Consider the following 15688-nt stretch of genomic DNA (forward strand, 5'->3'; position numbering starts at 1 on the left):
CCGCCGTGGCCAAGCCCCCGAAATCAACCCGGCCCTTCCCGACGCGGGAGGAAATTCTGGAATTCATCCAGTCGAGCCCCAAGCGCGTCGGCAAGCGCGAGATCGCGCGCGCCTTCAAGCTGGGGTCCGAGGGCAAAGTCATGCTGCGCGAGATTCTGAAGGAGCTGGAAGGCGGCGGCGCCTTGCAGCGCGGGCGCAGCAAGCGGTTCGCCGAGCCGGGCACCCTGCCCGAGGTCACGGTCCTGCACATCACCGGCATCGATGCCGAGGGCGAGCTGATGGCGCGCCCGGAAAACTGGGATGAAGACGCCGCCGGCCCGCCGCCGGCCATCTACATGGCGCCCGAACGCAAGGGCCAGGCCGCGTTGGGTACCGGCGACCGCGTGCTGGCGCGCCTGGAGCGCACCGGACGCGGCGTCTACCAAGGCCGCACCATCCGCCGCCTGCCGTCGGCCCCCTCGGCGATCATGGGGGTTTACCGCGAGGTCGGCGGCGAGGGCCGCATCGAAAGCACCGATCGCCGCGCCAAGCAGGATTATGTGGTCCCGGCGGGACAATCGGGCGGCGCCAAGCCGGGCGACCTGGTGCGCGCCGCCGCCCTGCCCGGCAAGGATTTGGGCCTGCGCAAGGCCAAGGTGACCGACGTCCTGGGCGCCATGGACGATCCCAAATCGATCAGCCTGATTTCCATCCACGAACACGAACTGCCAAGCGAGTTTCCCGCCGAAGCCCTCGATCAGGCCAAGGCCGCCGGCCCCGCCCCCTTGGGCGACCGGGTCGATCTGCGCGGCCTGCCGCTGGTCACCATCGACGGCGCCGATGCCCGCGATTTCGACGACGCGGTGTTCGCCGAACCGGACCCGGACCATCCCGGCGGCTGGCATCTGGTGGTCGCCATCGCCGACGTGTCCTGGTACGTGCGGCCCGGCGACGCGCTCGACCGCTGCGCCTACGACCGAGGCAACAGCGTCTATTTCCCGGACCGCGTCGTGCCCATGCTGCCGGAGGAACTGTCCAACGGCTGGTGCTCGCTGAAGCCCAAGGAGGACCGCCCCTGCTTGGCCGCCCACCTGTGGATCGACGGCGACGGCAACCTGACCCGCCATCGGTTCGAACGCGCCATGATGCGGTCCGCCGCACGCCTGACCTATGACCAGGTCCAGGCGGCCCAGGACGGCCGCCCCGACGACGTGACGGACGTCTTGGCCAAGGACGTGATCGCGCCGCTGTACGGGGCCTACGAGGCGCTGTCGCGCAACCGCCGGGCGCGCGGCGTACTCGACCTGGACCTACCCGAACGCAAGGTGATCATCAACGACCGCGGCACCGTCGCCGAAATCGCCCTGCGCGAACGTTTCGACAGCCACCGGCTGATCGAGGAATTCATGATCACCGCCAACGTGGCGGCGGCGGAAGCCCTTGAAAAGAAAAGCCTTCCCTGCATGTACCGAATTCACGACCAACCCAGCCCGACCAAGGTCGCGGGCCTGTCGGACGCCCTGGAAACCATCGGGCTGAAGATCGCCAAGGGCCAGGTCATGCAGTCCGGCGTCTTCAACCAGATCCTGTCCAAGGCCAAGGGCGGGCCGTTCGAACGCATGGTCCAGGAACTGGTCCTGCGGTCTCAGGCCCAGGCCGAATATTCGCCCGACAACATCGGCCACTTCGGGCTGGCGCTGCGCCGATACTGCCATTTCACCTCGCCGATCCGGCGCTATTCGGACCTGCTGGTCCACCGCGCCCTGATCCGCGGCGGCCGGATGGGCGACGGCGCCCTGGAGACAGGCCACAAGGACTTCGCCGAAATGGGCCAGCACCTGTCGTTCACGGAGCGGCGGGCGGCGGCGGCGGAACGGGCGGCGGTCGACCGCTTCACCACCCAGTTCCTCGCCGATCGGGTCGGCGCCACGTTCCTCGGCCGCATCAACGGCGTTACCCGTTTCGGCCTGTTCATCACCCTCAGTGACACCGGCGCCGACGGCCTGATCCCGATCCGCTCCCTGCCCGACGACTATTACATTCACGACGAGGCCCACCACCGCCTGCGCGGGCGCTCCAACGGCAAGACCTATGTCCTGGGCGAAGCCGTCGAGGTCCGCCTGGTCGAGGCCCGGCCGCTGACCGGCGGCATGATCTTCGAGCTGATGGACGGTCCCGGCGGCCGAACCGGCGGCAATGCCCGCGGGCGGTTCACTCCCGGCGCGCGGCCGACCGGCGGCGGCCGGAAAAAAAGCGGGCGCAGCGGCGGCAAGGACAAGTCCAAGAAGGGCCGCGGCAAGAAATCCGGCAAACCCGCACGCGGCTGACCCCAGACGTCACAAAGTTTTCATAATGACGGCGGCCTGAAAATCGCCGACAATCCAACCATGATCCGCATGGGTTCCCTCATTCCCGGAATCCGGTTGACCCCGGGCCTTGTCGCCGTTTCGGCGGCGCTTCTGCTCGCCGCCTGCGCGGTGACGCCAACGCCCCGGGACACCGCCGACAAGGACAGCGGGTTTTCCATGCCGGCGGCGGCCGAAGTCATCGCGGCCGGATACGAGAACATCGCCGAAAAATACCTGGAAGCCCTGCCGGTGCGCGAGATCGGCATGGAGGGGTTGCGCGGCCTGGGCGCCATCGATCCGGCCCTCGCCATCGCCATCGACACCGCCAAGAACGAGGTCCGCCTGACCGACAACGGCCGCGAGATCGTCCGCGAAGTCCTGCCCAAGGGCGACGACGCCTACGGCTGGGCCCTGCTGACGGCGCGGGCCTCCCAGGCCGCGCGCGCCTGGTCCGAGGAAATGCGCCGCGCCAGCCCGGAAAAAATCTACGAAGCCGTGTTCGACGGCATGCTCACCGAACTGGACATCTATTCCCGCTATTCCGGGCGCGAGGAGGCCCAGCGCAACCGTGCCCGGCGCGACGGGTTCGGCGGCATCGGCGTACGCTTCCGGCAGCGCGGCGACATCACCGAGGTCTATCGCATCACCCCCGGCACGCCGGCGGCGGAGGCCGATCTGAAGGTCGGCGACGTCATCGTGTCGGCCGACGGAGTGGCACTCAAGGGCCTGTCGGCGCGCAAGATCGTGAAGCTGCTGCGCGGCCCCATCGACACCGCCGTGCGCCTGCGCCTGACCCGCCCGGGACGACCGGACGGCTGGTCTCTCGACCTGGTCCGCGCGCATATCGTGCCGGTCACGGTCAGCCACACGGTGAAGGACGGGATCATCTACGCCGCGGTCGAGAGCTTCAATCAAAAGACCGCCGCCTCCGTGAAGAAGGCAATCCTTACCGCCAAGGCCGAAGCCAAGGCGCCGCTCAAGGGCATGGTCATGGACCTGCGCGGCAACCCGGGCGGGCTGCTGCGGCAATCGGTCAAATTGGCCAACCTGTTCCTGACCCAGGGCCATATCATCACCACGCGCGGCCGCCATCCGGACAGCGTCCATCACTACAACGCCGATGGCGACGACATCCTGAACGGCCTGCCCCTGGTCATCCTGATCGACGGCAAGTCCGCATCGGCGGCGGAAATCACCGCCGCCGCCCTGCAGGACCGCGGGCGCGCCGTGGTCGTGGGCACCTCGTCCTACGGCAAGGGCAGCGTGCAGACGGTCATCCGCCTGCCCAACGACGGCGAACTGACCATCACTTGGTCGAAGCTGATCACGCCGACGGGCTACACCCTGCACGGTCTGGGCGTACACCCTATTGTGTGCACGTCTTCATTGGCGGAAATTCCCGCGGACGCCAAGGCCAAGGATCCGATCCTGGCCGGCATCGGCGAAGAGCACTATCAGGCCGATATCCTGGCGCACTGGCGGCGCGGCGGGCCGCTGGGCGAGGAGGAACGCACGCGGCTGCGCGACACCTGCCCGCCGGAACGCCATGACGACACCAAGGACCGTGATCTGGCGCGGCGAATCATCGAAGACCGCACCCTTTATGCCCGCGCCCTGACCTATACCTCGACGACCGCCCGGGCCGATGCGGCGGCTCTGGAATAGGCCGCAACGCGCCGGTTTCGCCGTGCCCCTTGACTTGCGCGTCCGGCCCTGTATGTTTCGCGCCTTCGACCTGACAGAAAACCAAAGCGGAACTTCGCACCATGGCAAAACCGGCCACAATTCTTGTGAAAATGGTCAGCACGGCTGACACGGGATTCTTCTATGTGACGAAGAAAAATCCGCGCAATTCGACGGAAAAGTTCGAAATGCGCAAGTACGACCCCGTGGTCCGCAAACACGTGGCCTTCAAGGAAGAAAAGATCAAGTAAGGCCGCCATCGGCGCCCCTCGATCCACCTTCCTGCCCCAGGCCGGCCGTCCTTGACGGGACGGCCCCTTTCACACAATCCGTAACCGATCCGCCGCCGCCCGATCTAATCGACGGCGGTTTCGCCTGTGTTTCTGACCAGCAGATCCGCGCGCACGACCCGGTCCCGACCGTCATGCTTGGCCATGTAAAGCGCCTTGTCCGCGCGCTCGATCAGCTCGGCCGCCGTTTCACCCGGTTCCACCGATTCCGCGACCCCGGCGCTCATCGTCACGGACAGTTGCGTTCCGTCGGGCAGCGGGATCGGTTCTTCCGCGATCTTGGCGCGGATACGGTCGGCGACCGCGAAGGCGATGTCGATCGGGGTGTCGGGCATGGCGACGACGAATTCCTCGCCGCCGAAGCGGGCCGCCGTGTCGAACCCGCGCACGTTGCGCAACAGGCGCTTGGCGATCACCCGCAGCACCTCGTCGCCGGCGGCATGGCCATAGGTGTCGTTGACGCGTTTGAAATGGTCAAGATCGATCAGCACCAGGGACAGCCCGTGGCCGCCGTCGCCGGCGCGCTTGACGATGCCGTCCAGGTGCGATTCCAGATAACGCCGGTTGTGCAGCCCCGTCAGGCCGTCGGTCAGCGCCATCGACAGGTGCTGCTGGAAATTCGCCTGTAACATCTCCTGATAACGCTTGCGCCGTACCTGGGTGCGCACGCGGGCGACGATTTCCTGCTCGTCAACCGGGCGCACCACGCAGTCGTTGACCCCCAGTTCCAGGCCCTTGATCAGGTTGCTTTCGTCTTCGGCGTCGCCGATCAGGAGAATCGGCACCTGGCGTGTCGGCTCCTGCGAGCGTAGACGCGAGGCCAGCCGCAAAGGCTCGTCCCCTTCGAAGTCCATAGACACGACGACCACGTCCGGCAGGTCGACGGCAATTTTCGGGGCGGCATCGGCATAGGAATTCAGCGCGGTCACCGCATGGCCATCCCGTTCCAGGACACCGCGGATGTTGGCGCTCTGGATTTCGCTGGAATCGACCACGATCACCCGCGCGGCGCGGCCGTGGACATCCGTCATGTCCGGGTCGACGTCAAAGCCCAGGTCGCGCGATGTCTGCTGGTGCAGGGACCATTGATCGAAGGTCCGCTTCATGCGCACCAGCGAGCGCACCCGGGCGAACAGCATGATGTCGTTGAGCGGCTTGGTCAGGAAATCGTCGGCCCCGGCCTGTAGGCCGTTGACGCGGTCGCGCATGTCGTTAAGCGCCGTCACCATGACCACGGGGATATGCGCCGTGCGCGCCGTTTTCTTGATCCGGCGACAGACCTCGAACCCGTCCATGCCGGGCATCATGACGTCGAGCAGCACCAGATCGGGCATTTCCCGGGCCACCGTTTCCAACGCCGTGGGCCCGTCATGCGCGGTCAGGACGTCGTAATATTCACTGGTGAGCTTGGCGGCCAGAACCTTCACGCTGGCGGCAAGATCATCGACGATGAGGATTCGTGCCGACATGCTCTGTCCCGCCCGCGGCGGTCAGCCGAGGAATTTCGCGACGGTTTCCAGGAACGTGGGAACGGAAATCGGCTTCGCGATGTAGCCTTCGCACCCGCCTTCCCTGATCTTTTCCTCGTCACCCTTCATCGCGAAGGCGGTGACGGCGATGACCGGAATTTCCTTCAGGGAATCATCGGCCTTCAGCATCTTGGTGACTTCCAGGCCGGAAATCTCGGGAAGCTGAATATCCATGAGGATCAGGTCCGGGCGGTGTTCCTGGGCCAATTGAATGGCGTCGCGGCCGTCCATGGTCTGAATGGTGTTGTAACCATTGGCCTGGAGCAGGTCGTTGAACAACTTCATGTTGAGATCGTTGTCCTCAACAATCAAAATCGTTTTCGCCATATTTCGTTCTTTCGATCAATTTCGGGGCCGCCGGCAGTGCCTTGCCCGGCACCACGACCCGGGCCCGATCAAGGGCATCCGGCCGGAGCTGAAGTCACCATCACGCTTAGCCCAGATAGTGTCCGAAACGCCCTGGCAAGTCAAACGACGGTGGGGGCCCGGATCATTCGAAGATCACTCGCCGCGAACCTCTTCGACCATGTCCTCCAGGCGATTGACATCGTCGATGACCAGCCGGTCCTTCTGGCGCTCGACCATGCCCTGACGCGACAGGTCCGAGAGCACGCGGGCAACCGTTTCACGGGTCGTCGACACGCGGCTTGCGATATCGCCGTGCACGGGGATGGGTTTCAGTTCGGCGCGGTTTTCACCGACCATATTGTTGCGCGCGAGGCGCAGAAGATCGGCCTGCACCCGGTTGTTGGCGGCCAGGGTGCTGAGATCCATGATGCGGTCCGTCGAAGTCCGCACAATGCGCGTCAACGCCCGCATGAGGCGCAACGTGACCGTGAAATGTTCCGACAGCAATTGCAGGAAGCGTTCCTGCGACAGGGATGCGATGACCGTGTCCCGGAGCGCCATGACGCTGGCCGAGCGCGGCTCCCCGTCAATCGCCGCAAGGTCGCCGAAATGGCCGCCCGCGTTGACATCGTCCAGGGTGATTTCACGGCCCGACAGGGAATAGATGACGACACGGGCGGCACCGGAGACGACGAAATAGACGTCCTGCGTATCGCTTTGGCGGTCGATGATCTGTTCTTGCGCGGCGTAGGTCTTCCACGAACAAGCCTGCTCCAGCCGCCCGATCTCGGCCGCGCTCAAATCCTCCAGCAGATGTATCTGCGCCAATGACCGCGCATTGCCATCCGTCACGCGAACCCCCTTCGCCTAAAACAAGAGCAAATTTATTAATGCGATCTTATGCAAGAACCGCGCGCAACTCCAAAGGAAATGAAATTGTATCGTTTCCCGCCGTAAACCCCTGTTCAGGCGTCCGGCGAACTTTCTCCGAGCGGCCCGGCGCATGTTTCCCGACTTGGCATTCGGCGCCGCTGCCCTTATATCGGTTTTAACTTTTTTATGCTCTAATCGAGCGATAAACGGACTGTCGACCGCCTGGGTGGACATAACGGCGCCGCCCGTATCACGGCACGGCCCGCGATGCGGCGGAATTGCACGGACAACCGAAGGTGAGACTGAAAAGCCGGGCGGCAGACATGCCCGCGCGCAAACGGAAACGACGATGAAAAGACCCTTGATCGCCCTTTTTGCCCTGGTACTGACGGCCGCCTTCGCCGGCCCGCTTCGTGCCGCCGACGGCCAGTTGAACGCCATTTCATCGAAACCCATGCCAAGCGGCAAGGTTCTGGCGGTACGGGCGCTTGACGATTCGGACGAATCACTGGAACTGAGCCACCAGTTCGCGCGGGAGCTCAAGGCCCGCGGCTACCGGCTCGACCCCAAGGCGGAACTCGTCCTGACCTTCGAGGTGCTGGACGAACTGGGCGCCTTCACCTTTACCGACAAACGCTATTTCCTGGACGTCCAGGGAACCAAGGGCACCAGTTCCGGCACCGAAGGGTCCGAGGCCCGGTTCAACGTGTTCGATTCCAAGACCGGCGGCATCCTCAACGAAGGCCAGGGCGGGACCAAGATCGTCACGCCGACCAAATACCGCCTGAAGGTGACCATCGACGGCCCGGCGGAAGCGGGCCGCATCGAACGGTACTGGCAGGGCTGGGCGACCGGCAACCTGGGGGCCGCGACCAACGAAACCCTGATCGGCGCCATGGTCGTGCCTCTGATCGAAAGCCTGGGCAAGACCGTGAAAAACGAAGTCTTCCCCCTTCCCAACTAGCCATTGCAAGCCCCCTGCGCGCAACCGGCACGGCCCCGTCCAGGCGCCGCCGCCGCCTCACGACCGCGACGGCGCTTGCCCAGGCGGGTCAAACCGTTTAGGAAACGGGGCCGTGGACGGCTGATTGGCGGCCGGCCAGTCTTAACGCTTGAACCCGGCCTCTCAGATGGAAGACACCTCCAATCCCGGGCTGCTGCCCGCCGGTCTGTCCGACCTCCTGCCCCCTGACGCGGGGTTCGAGGCGTCGGTGACCGAACGTCTGATCGACGTTTGTCAGGCGCACGGCTATCAGCGCGTGAAGCCGCCCTTAATGGAATTCGAGGATTCGCTGCTGTCCGGCACGGGTGCGGCCATGGGCCGCCAGGTGTTCCGCCTGATGGATCCCGTCTCGCAGCGCATGATGGGGCTGCGCGCCGACATCACCCCGCAGATCGCGCGCATCGCCGCAAGCCGCCTGAAATCCGCGCCCCGGCCGCTTCGCCTGTGCTATGCGGGCCAGGTCCTGCGCGTGCGCGGCGACCAGATCCGCCCGGAACGCCAGTTCGCGCAGATCGGCGCGGAATTGATCGGCAGCGCCGCCCCCGCCGCCGACGCCGAGGTCATCGTGATGGCCGCCGACGCGCTCGGCTATATCGGGGTCGCCGATGTATCCATCGATCTGGCCGTCCCGACCCTGGTCACCGCGATCCTGGGCGACGCCGTCCCCGCCACCGCCGAACGCACCCTGCGCGAGGCCCTGAACCACAAGGACACGGGGGCCCTCGACGCCCTTGCGCCGCAGATCGGCGGCGACCTGACCGACATGCTGAAACACCTGGTTCTCGCCGCCGGCCCCGTCGACGACACTATCGCCGCCGTCGATGCGATCGATCTGCCGGCCGCCGCTGCCGCCGAATGGAACACGCTGAAGGCCATCGTCGCCAAGGTCCGCGCCCTGGCGCCGGCCCTGCCGCTGACCATCGATCCGGTGGAGCACCGCGGCTTCGAATACCATGCCGGGGCGACCTTCACCCTGTACGCCGCCGGCGTGCGCGGCGAACTGGGCTCGGGCGGGCGCTATCTGGCCGGCAACGGCGGCACGGCCGCCGGCGCGGGCGAACCGGCCACGGGCTTTACCCTGTTCACCGACACCCTGCTGCGCGCCCTGCCGCGCCCGGCGCTGGGCCGCCGGCTGTTCGTGCCCACGGGCACGGCGGCGGACCGCATGGCCGCCCTGCGCGCCGAAGGATGGATCACCGTCGCCGGCCTGGACGACGGCGCCGACGCCGGGGCCGAGGCCCGGCTTCTCGGCTGTACGCATTGGCTTCACGACGGCCGCCCCGCCCCCATCGGCGAGGCGTGACCGGCAAACACCCCTTTTCACGGACAAGAACGGACACTGAAAATGGCGAACGTGGTTGTCGTCGGCTCGCAATGGGGCGACGAAGGCAAGGGTAAGATCGTCGACTGGCTGTCGGAACGCGCCGATGTGGTCGTGCGCTTCCAGGGCGGACACAACGCCGGCCATACGCTGGTCATCGACGGCGTCACCTACAAGCTGTCCCTGCTGCCGTCGGGCATCGTGCGCAAGGGCAAGCTGTCCGTGATCGGCAACGGGGTTGTGGTCGATCCCTGGGCGCTGCTGTCCGAGATCGAAAAAATTCGCGACCAGGGCGTCGAAGTGACGCCGGACAGCCTGCGTCTGTCCGAAGGATGCCCCTTGATCCTGCCGCTTCACCGTAATCTCGACCTCGCCCGCGAACAGGCCGCGGGCAAGGCCAAGATCGGCACCACGGGCCGCGGTATCGGCCCCGCCTACGAGGACAAGACCGCGCGCCGCGCCATCCGCGTCGGCGACCTGAGCGACCACGGCCTGCTGAAGGACAAGGTCGACGGCCTGCTGTTCCACCACAATGCGTTGCTGCGCGGGCTCGGCATGCCCGAGGTCGACGGCGACGAACTGCTGGCGCAACTGATCGAGGTCGCGCCCAAGGTTCTGCCCTTCGCCGCCACCGTGTGGCAGGAACTGGACCAGGCCCGCCGCCGCGGCAAGCGCATCCTGTTCGAGGGCGCCCAGGGCGCCATGCTGGACCTCGACCACGGCACCTATCCCTTCGTCACGTCGTCGAACACGGTCGCCGGTCAGGCCGCCGTCGGCTCCGGCCAGGGGCCGAGTGCGATCAACTACGTCCTCGGCATCACCAAGGCCTATACGACCCGGGTCGGCCAGGGCCCGTTCCCGACGGAACTGGAGGACGAGGTCGGCCGTACGCTGGGTGAACGCGGGCGCGAGTTCGGCACGGTGACCGGGCGGCCTCGGCGCTGCGGCTGGTTCGACGCGGTGATGGTCCGCCAGGCGATCAAGGTCAACGGCATCACTGGAATCGCCCTGACCAAGCTGGACGTTCTCGACGGCCAGAAGGTCCTGAAGGTATGCCGGGGATACCGCCTGAACGGGCGCGAGCTGGATCACCTGCCGGCATCGCAGATCGAGCAGGCCCGGGTCGAGCCGATCTACGAGGAAATGGAAGGCTGGGGCGAAAGCACCCAGGGCGCGCGGTCCTGGGCCGAGTTGCCGGCCACGGCGATCAAGTACATCCGCCGCATCGAGGAACTGATCGAAGCCCCCGTGGCGCTGTTGTCCACCAGCCCCGAACGCGAGGACACGATTCTCGTCCACGATCCCTTCGCCGACTGATCGTCCCCCTTCCGGTCGGCCCGATCCGACCGATGCGGCCCGGTTCCCGGCATTAATTGTCTGTCAAGGGAATGGCGGGTACCATCAGGGCGTGAAAGTGTGGGAAATTCCAGGCACGCGGACGGCAATGGTCGTGTCCGCGCGACTTTTCCATTCGCGATGTTGGGGCTGAAGACGACAATCGATGGCTGAAACCGCCACAGCACAGGCCGACCCCGCGGGGCCGCCGCCCGAAGACGGCGCGCCACCGGAAGGCATGGACGCCGGCACCGAGCCCGGCGACGGCATTCCGTCCGCGGCCAGCCTGCGCCCGGTCCTGATCAAGGACCGCTTCGCCGTCGATCCCAAAACGCCGCTGCCCGATCTGGATTCCCCGTCCGCCAAGGCCTTCATGGCCGAGGACCGCCGCGACATCGACCGCCCCGTATTCGCGCTGATCTGCAACCCGGGACTGCCGACGCGGCTGGGCGCCATGACGTCCCTGCGCGGTTCCGGCATCAAGGCCCTGGTCGGCATCCTGGAATGGGAGGTCGAGTTCTGGCCCCTGATCCGCCAACGCACCATGATCCTGATCCTGGAACGGCCGCTTGGCGGGCGCGTGTTGCAGAAGGGCACGTTCCGGATTTCCGAATACGACCTGCCGCGCAAGGTCATCGAGCCGCTGGCCGGCGCGTTGCAGGAAATGGCGTCGATCGGCGTCGCCCATCGGGCGATTCGCCGCGACAACCTGTTCTTCATGGATGCCGGGCGGCAACAGATTGCCTTCGGCGAATGCTATTCGTCGCCGCCGGGCTACGATCAGCCGGCGGTGTACGAGCCGGCGGAACGCGCCATGGCGCCCCCGGCCGGACGCGGTGTCGGCAATTCCCGCGACGACGCCTATGCCTTCGCCGTCGCCATCGTCGGCCTTATTCTGGACAAGGAACCGGGAGCGTCCGAAGGGTCGGAAAAGATTCTGGCGGAGAAGCTGGAACTGGGATCCTACGCGGCGATCACCGGCAACGAGAACCTGCCCCTGTCCCTGCTGGAGCCGCTGCGCGGCATGCTCGGCGACGACCCCCAGCAACGCTGGGGGCCCGAGGAAATCGACCTGTGGCTGTCGGGCCGCAAGATGTCGCCGCAGCAGAAACGCGCGGGCAAACGCGGACAGACCCCCCTGACCTTCATGGGCCGCCCGTACCAGAGCGTGCGGCAGTTGGCCGACGCCTTCAGCAAGCACGTGCCCGACGCCGCCAAGGCGATCCGCCACGACAGCTTCGATACCTGGCTCCGGCGTTCGGTCGAGGACGTCAACCTGGCCAACGCCATCAAGAACGTGCTCGACGTGGCCAATGCCCAGGCCGGATCCTTCGCCGGCTCGGACGAAATGATCGTGACCCGCGTCGCCATTCTCATGGACCCCTTGGGCCCCATTCGCTTCAAGGGCTTTTCCTTCATGGTCGACGGTTTCGGCGCCGCCTTCGCCATGGACCTGCTGCGCACGGGCGATCCGCAAATCCCGGCGGAGATCATCGCCAAGGACATTCCCGACCTATGGTTCCAATCGCAGCTGGCCTATGCGCCGGAAGCCTCGATCCATCAAAAGAACTTCTCGCAGCTCAAGATTGTGCTCAACAACAAGGATCCGGGCTTCGGGATCGAACGCTGCCTGTATGAAAGCAACCCGTCCCTGCCCTGCCAAAGCCCGATTTTGTTGCAGGAATACGTGCTGGAGACCGAACACCTGCTGCCGGCGCTCGACCGCGCCGCCAATACACAGGACCTGAAGTCGAAGCCGCTCGACCGTCATGTCGCCGCCTTCATCACCGCGCGCTTCAAGGAAGACATCAACCCCCATCTCAAGGCCCTGGCGTCGGAAAACCCCGATACCCAGACTATCGGCATGCTGTCGCTGCTGGCCTTCATTCAGTGGAAGCTGCGGATCGAACCCGTCTATGGCCTGGCAAGCTGGGTCGGCGGGCATCTCGGCCCGGCGATCAACGCCTATCACTCGCGCAGCACCCGCAAGGAGATCGAGCGGGAAATTCCCCGTCTGGTCCGCCGCGGGTCGTTGCCCGAATTGTTCGACCTGATGGACAACGCCGACCGCCGGCGCGAGGACATCGAAGGCTTCGAGGACGCGGTCGCCGAATTTGCCGCCGCCGAACTGGAAATTCAGGATATCGAAGGCCGTGGCGAGGAACAGTTGACCAAGGCCGAGCGCACGGGCCAACAGGCCGCCGCCATGGGCTCCATCCTGGTGACCATGTGCATCGTGATGATCCTGTTCATGATCAAGGTGTTCTGACCATGGGCCGCCCCCCGATGCGCCGCGCCATGGCCCCACCGCCGCCGCCCCGCCGGCGCGGCAAGTTCTGGCTGTATTTCCTGCTGATCTCGGTGACGATGATCGCCGTCGCCTTTCCGACCATCATCGTCGTCGGGGTCGCCATGTTGCCGGCGATGGCATCCTGGATCACCGACCGCACGGATCAGAAATACGGATTTTTTTGCATCGGCGGCCTGAACTTCGCCGGCATGTTTCCCTACCTGATGGATTTGTGGTCGGGGAACCACAACATCACGGGTGCGCTCGACATCGTCACGGACGTGTTCGCCCTTGCCGTCATGTACGGCGCGGCCATGGCCGGCTGGATGGTCTATACGGTGATCCCGCCGGTCATCACGTCGTTCATGACGGTGCTGACGGAACGGCGCCTGTCGGCCCTGCGCGCCAACCAGCGCCGCATCGTCGATGAATGGGGCGACGAGGTCACCCTGGGCGTCCGTGCCCCCGGCAGCGGCCCCGCCAAGCCCGCACCACGGCCGGGCGGCCCCGCCGCCAGCAACGGCCCTGGCGGCGGCGTGCAGGCAGCCATGGCGGCGATGGAAGCCATCGAGGCGAAGGAAGAGACGGACGGCGACGCCTCCATGGGCACGGCGCGCTAGCCCCGGTTGCCCACATACCGCCGCCGCCCACCCCTTAATGGGAGATGTGGCGTTCGATGACCGCGTTCTTGACCGACTTTTGCAGCTTTTCGAAGGCCCGGACCTCAATCTGGCGGATGCGTTCACGGGAAATCCCGTATTCCGCCGACAGGTCCTGCAAGGTTGCCGGCGTGTCCTTCAGACGGCGTTCCTCGATGATGTGGCGTTCCCGCTCGCTAAGCGACTTCAACGCCGCACTGAGCATGCCGCGCCGTTCCGAAAGTTCCTGATCCTCACCCAGACGGGATTCCTGATCTTCCGAATCCTCGACCAGCCAGTCCTGCCATTCACCGTCCGCATCCTGACGCAAGGGCGCGTTGAGCGACTGGTCGCCGCCGGCCAGACGCCGGTTCATGTTGACGACCTCGACGTCGGATACGCCCAGCTTGCGGCCGATCTCGGCCACCTGTTCCGGGTGCAGATCCCCCTCGTCAATGGCCGACATCTGGGCCTTCATCCGGCGCAGGTTGAAGAACAGCTTCTTCTGCGCCGCCGTCGTGCCCATCTTGACCAGCGACCACGAGCGCAGGATGTATTCCTGGATCGCCGCGCGGATCCACCACATGGCGTAGGTCGCCAGGCGGAATCCGCGTTCCGGATCGAAGCGCTTGACCGCCTGCATCATGCCGACGTTGCCTTCCGAGATCAGCTCGCCCACGGGCAGGCCGTAGCCGCGATAGCCCATGGCGATCTTGGCGACCAGACGCAGGTGGCTGGTCACCAGGCGCTGAGCGGCCTCTTCGTCCGCGTGTTCCTGCCAGCGCCGGGCGAGGGCGACCTCTTCCTCCGGCTCCAGCATGGGGAAATCCCGGATGCGATAGAGATAACGCGACAGATTGTCTTCCGGGGCAAAACTCAAGTCCTTTTCAGGGGCCATGTATCCCATGGTGCGGTTTCCCTTATATCCGAACGCAGCTGACCCGCCGTCTACCTGACGGCCAGAACGGAGGGTGATGATGCACTGCGTTAATTCATACCAATTTGGTCGGATATTAGCCGAGGGATTTAGTCAGGTACAGAAAATTTTAGATCGACCGCAGAATGTCCAGTATATTATTGATATAATTATATTTATTTGATGAAAAGTTGAGCTTCTCCCCGGTCACCGGATGGGTAAACCCCAGAATACACGCGTGAAGGGCTTGGTTTTTACAGTTGGATAGTGGGGTTTTCAATTCGGGCGGCAGGCCGGAAATCCGCGCCCGCCGGCCGCCGTAAAGGGGATCGCCGATTACCGGGTGGCCGATCGACGCCATATGCACCCTGATCTGATGCGTGCGCCCGGTGGCGAGCCGGCATTCGACCAGCGCGGCCCGGTCGCCGAACCGTTCCAGCACCGTGTAGAACGTCTTGGCCCACTTGCCGGACGCGTCCGGGCGCACGGCCATCTTCTTGCGATTCCGGGGATCACGGCCGATGGCGCCGGTGATCTCGCCCGCTGGCGGGCGCGGCACGCCCCACACCAGGGCCCGGTAGGCGCGGTCGATGGAATGGTCCTCGAACTGCTTGGCGAGCCCCCGGTGCGCGATGTCGGTCTTGGCCGCGACCATCAGGCCCGAGGTATCCTTGTCGAGGCGATGCACGATGCCCGGCCGCTCGACCCCGCCGATACCCGACAGCGACCCCTTGCAATGGGCCAGCAGCGCGTTGACCAGGGTGCCGTCGGCGTTCCCCGCCGCCGGATGAACGACCAGACCCTGAGGCTTGTCGATGACGATCAGGGAATCGTCCTCGTAGACGACGTCGAGCGGGATCGCCTGGCTTTCCGGGGTCGCCGGCACGGGCGGCGGGATGGTGACCGTATAGCCCTCGCCGGCGCGCACCTTGCGCTTGGCCTCGGTCACGGGCGCGCCCGCGCCGTCCGCCACATGGCCCTCGGCCAGCAAGGCCTGAATGCGCGCGCGCGACAGGTCCGGCAGCAGCGCCGTCAGGGCCTTGTCCAGGCGCTCGCCCGCCTGCGCGGCGGGGATTTTCAGGGTATGGGTCTCGCTCATGGTCCGGCGAGGAAACGCCGGGGGCCGTGAGGTGTC

13 protein-coding genes are annotated in these 15688 nt (G+C 65.7%); 8 read left to right on the plus strand and 5 right to left on the minus strand.

Going from position 1 to position 15688, the window contains the following annotated elements:
* Positions 1–5: 5 nt before the first annotated feature.
* The 3 genes from rnr to rpmG all read left to right on the plus strand — a co-directional run bounded on the left by rnr (position 6) and on the right by rpmG (position 4261).
* Positions 6–2306, plus strand: coding sequence for a ribonuclease R (gene rnr, locus RJ527_01265; GenBank protein WND76385.1), 2301 nt, complete (start codon positions 6–8; stop codon positions 2304–2306).
* Between the two features lie 96 nt (positions 2307–2402).
* Complete coding sequence (locus RJ527_01270; protein ID WND76386.1) at positions 2403–3992, plus strand: S41 family peptidase; 1590 nt, start codon at positions 2403–2405, stop codon at positions 3990–3992.
* 101 nt (positions 3993–4093) lie between these two features.
* Positions 4094–4261 (plus strand): 50S ribosomal protein L33, encoded by a 168-nt coding sequence (rpmG, locus tag RJ527_01275; protein ID WND76387.1) that lies wholly within the window; start codon positions 4094–4096, stop codon positions 4259–4261.
* A gap of 104 nt (positions 4262–4365) precedes the next feature.
* Here the strand turns inward: rpmG and RJ527_01280 are convergent, their stop codons facing one another.
* The 3 genes from RJ527_01280 to RJ527_01290 all read right to left on the minus strand — a co-directional run bounded on the left by RJ527_01280 (position 4366) and on the right by RJ527_01290 (position 7029).
* The gene (locus RJ527_01280; protein ID WND76388.1) at positions 4366–5769 is read right to left on the minus strand and encodes a PleD family two-component system response regulator; all 1404 of its coding nucleotides are present in this window, start codon (positions 5767–5769) and stop codon (positions 4366–4368) included.
* A 21-nt stretch (positions 5770–5790) separates the two neighbouring features.
* Positions 5791–6156 carry a response regulator gene (locus RJ527_01285; protein WND76389.1) on the minus strand — a complete coding sequence of 122 codons (366 nt, stop codon included), beginning with the start codon at positions 6154–6156 and terminating at the stop codon, positions 5791–5793.
* A 174-nt stretch (positions 6157–6330) separates the two neighbouring features.
* The gene (locus tag RJ527_01290) at positions 6331–7029 is read right to left on the minus strand and encodes a Crp/Fnr family transcriptional regulator (GenBank protein WND76390.1); all 699 of its coding nucleotides are present in this window, start codon (positions 7027–7029) and stop codon (positions 6331–6333) included.
* Positions 7030–7399: 370 nt separating this feature from the next.
* Here RJ527_01290 and RJ527_01295 point away from each other — a divergent pair, with 370 nt between their 5' ends.
* From RJ527_01295 to RJ527_01315, 5 genes are all read left to right on the plus strand, one after another.
* Entirely contained in the window at positions 7400–8014 is a 615-nt protein-coding gene (locus tag RJ527_01295) for a hypothetical protein (protein WND76391.1), read from the plus strand.
* A 166-nt stretch (positions 8015–8180) separates the two neighbouring features.
* Entirely contained in the window at positions 8181–9356 is a 1176-nt protein-coding gene (locus RJ527_01300) for an ATP phosphoribosyltransferase regulatory subunit (protein ID WND76392.1), read from the plus strand.
* Between the two features lie 42 nt (positions 9357–9398).
* Positions 9399–10691, plus strand: coding sequence for an adenylosuccinate synthase (locus RJ527_01305; GenBank protein WND76393.1), 1293 nt, complete (start codon positions 9399–9401; stop codon positions 10689–10691).
* 184 nt (positions 10692–10875) lie between these two features.
* Complete coding sequence (locus RJ527_01310) at positions 10876–12978, plus strand: hypothetical protein (GenBank protein ID WND76394.1); 2103 nt, start codon at positions 10876–10878, stop codon at positions 12976–12978.
* A 2-nt stretch (positions 12979–12980) separates the two neighbouring features.
* Entirely contained in the window at positions 12981–13619 is a 639-nt protein-coding gene (locus RJ527_01315; GenBank protein WND76395.1) for a hypothetical protein, read from the plus strand.
* Positions 13620–13653: 34 nt separating this feature from the next.
* Here RJ527_01315 and rpoH read toward each other — a convergent pair whose 3' ends face one another.
* Positions 13654–14544, minus strand: coding sequence for an RNA polymerase sigma factor RpoH (gene rpoH / locus RJ527_01320; GenBank protein WND76396.1), 891 nt, complete (start codon positions 14542–14544; stop codon positions 13654–13656).
* A gap of 139 nt (positions 14545–14683) precedes the next feature.
* Positions 14684–15652, minus strand: a complete 969-nt coding sequence (locus tag RJ527_01325; protein WND76397.1) for an RluA family pseudouridine synthase — start codon at positions 15650–15652, stop codon at positions 14684–14686.
* Positions 15653–15688 lie beyond the last annotated feature (36 nt).

The sequence above is a fragment of the Thalassospiraceae bacterium LMO-SO8 genome, from assembly GCA_031655335.1.
Classification (GTDB): domain Bacteria; phylum Pseudomonadota; class Alphaproteobacteria; order Rhodospirillales; family Casp-alpha2; genus UBA1479.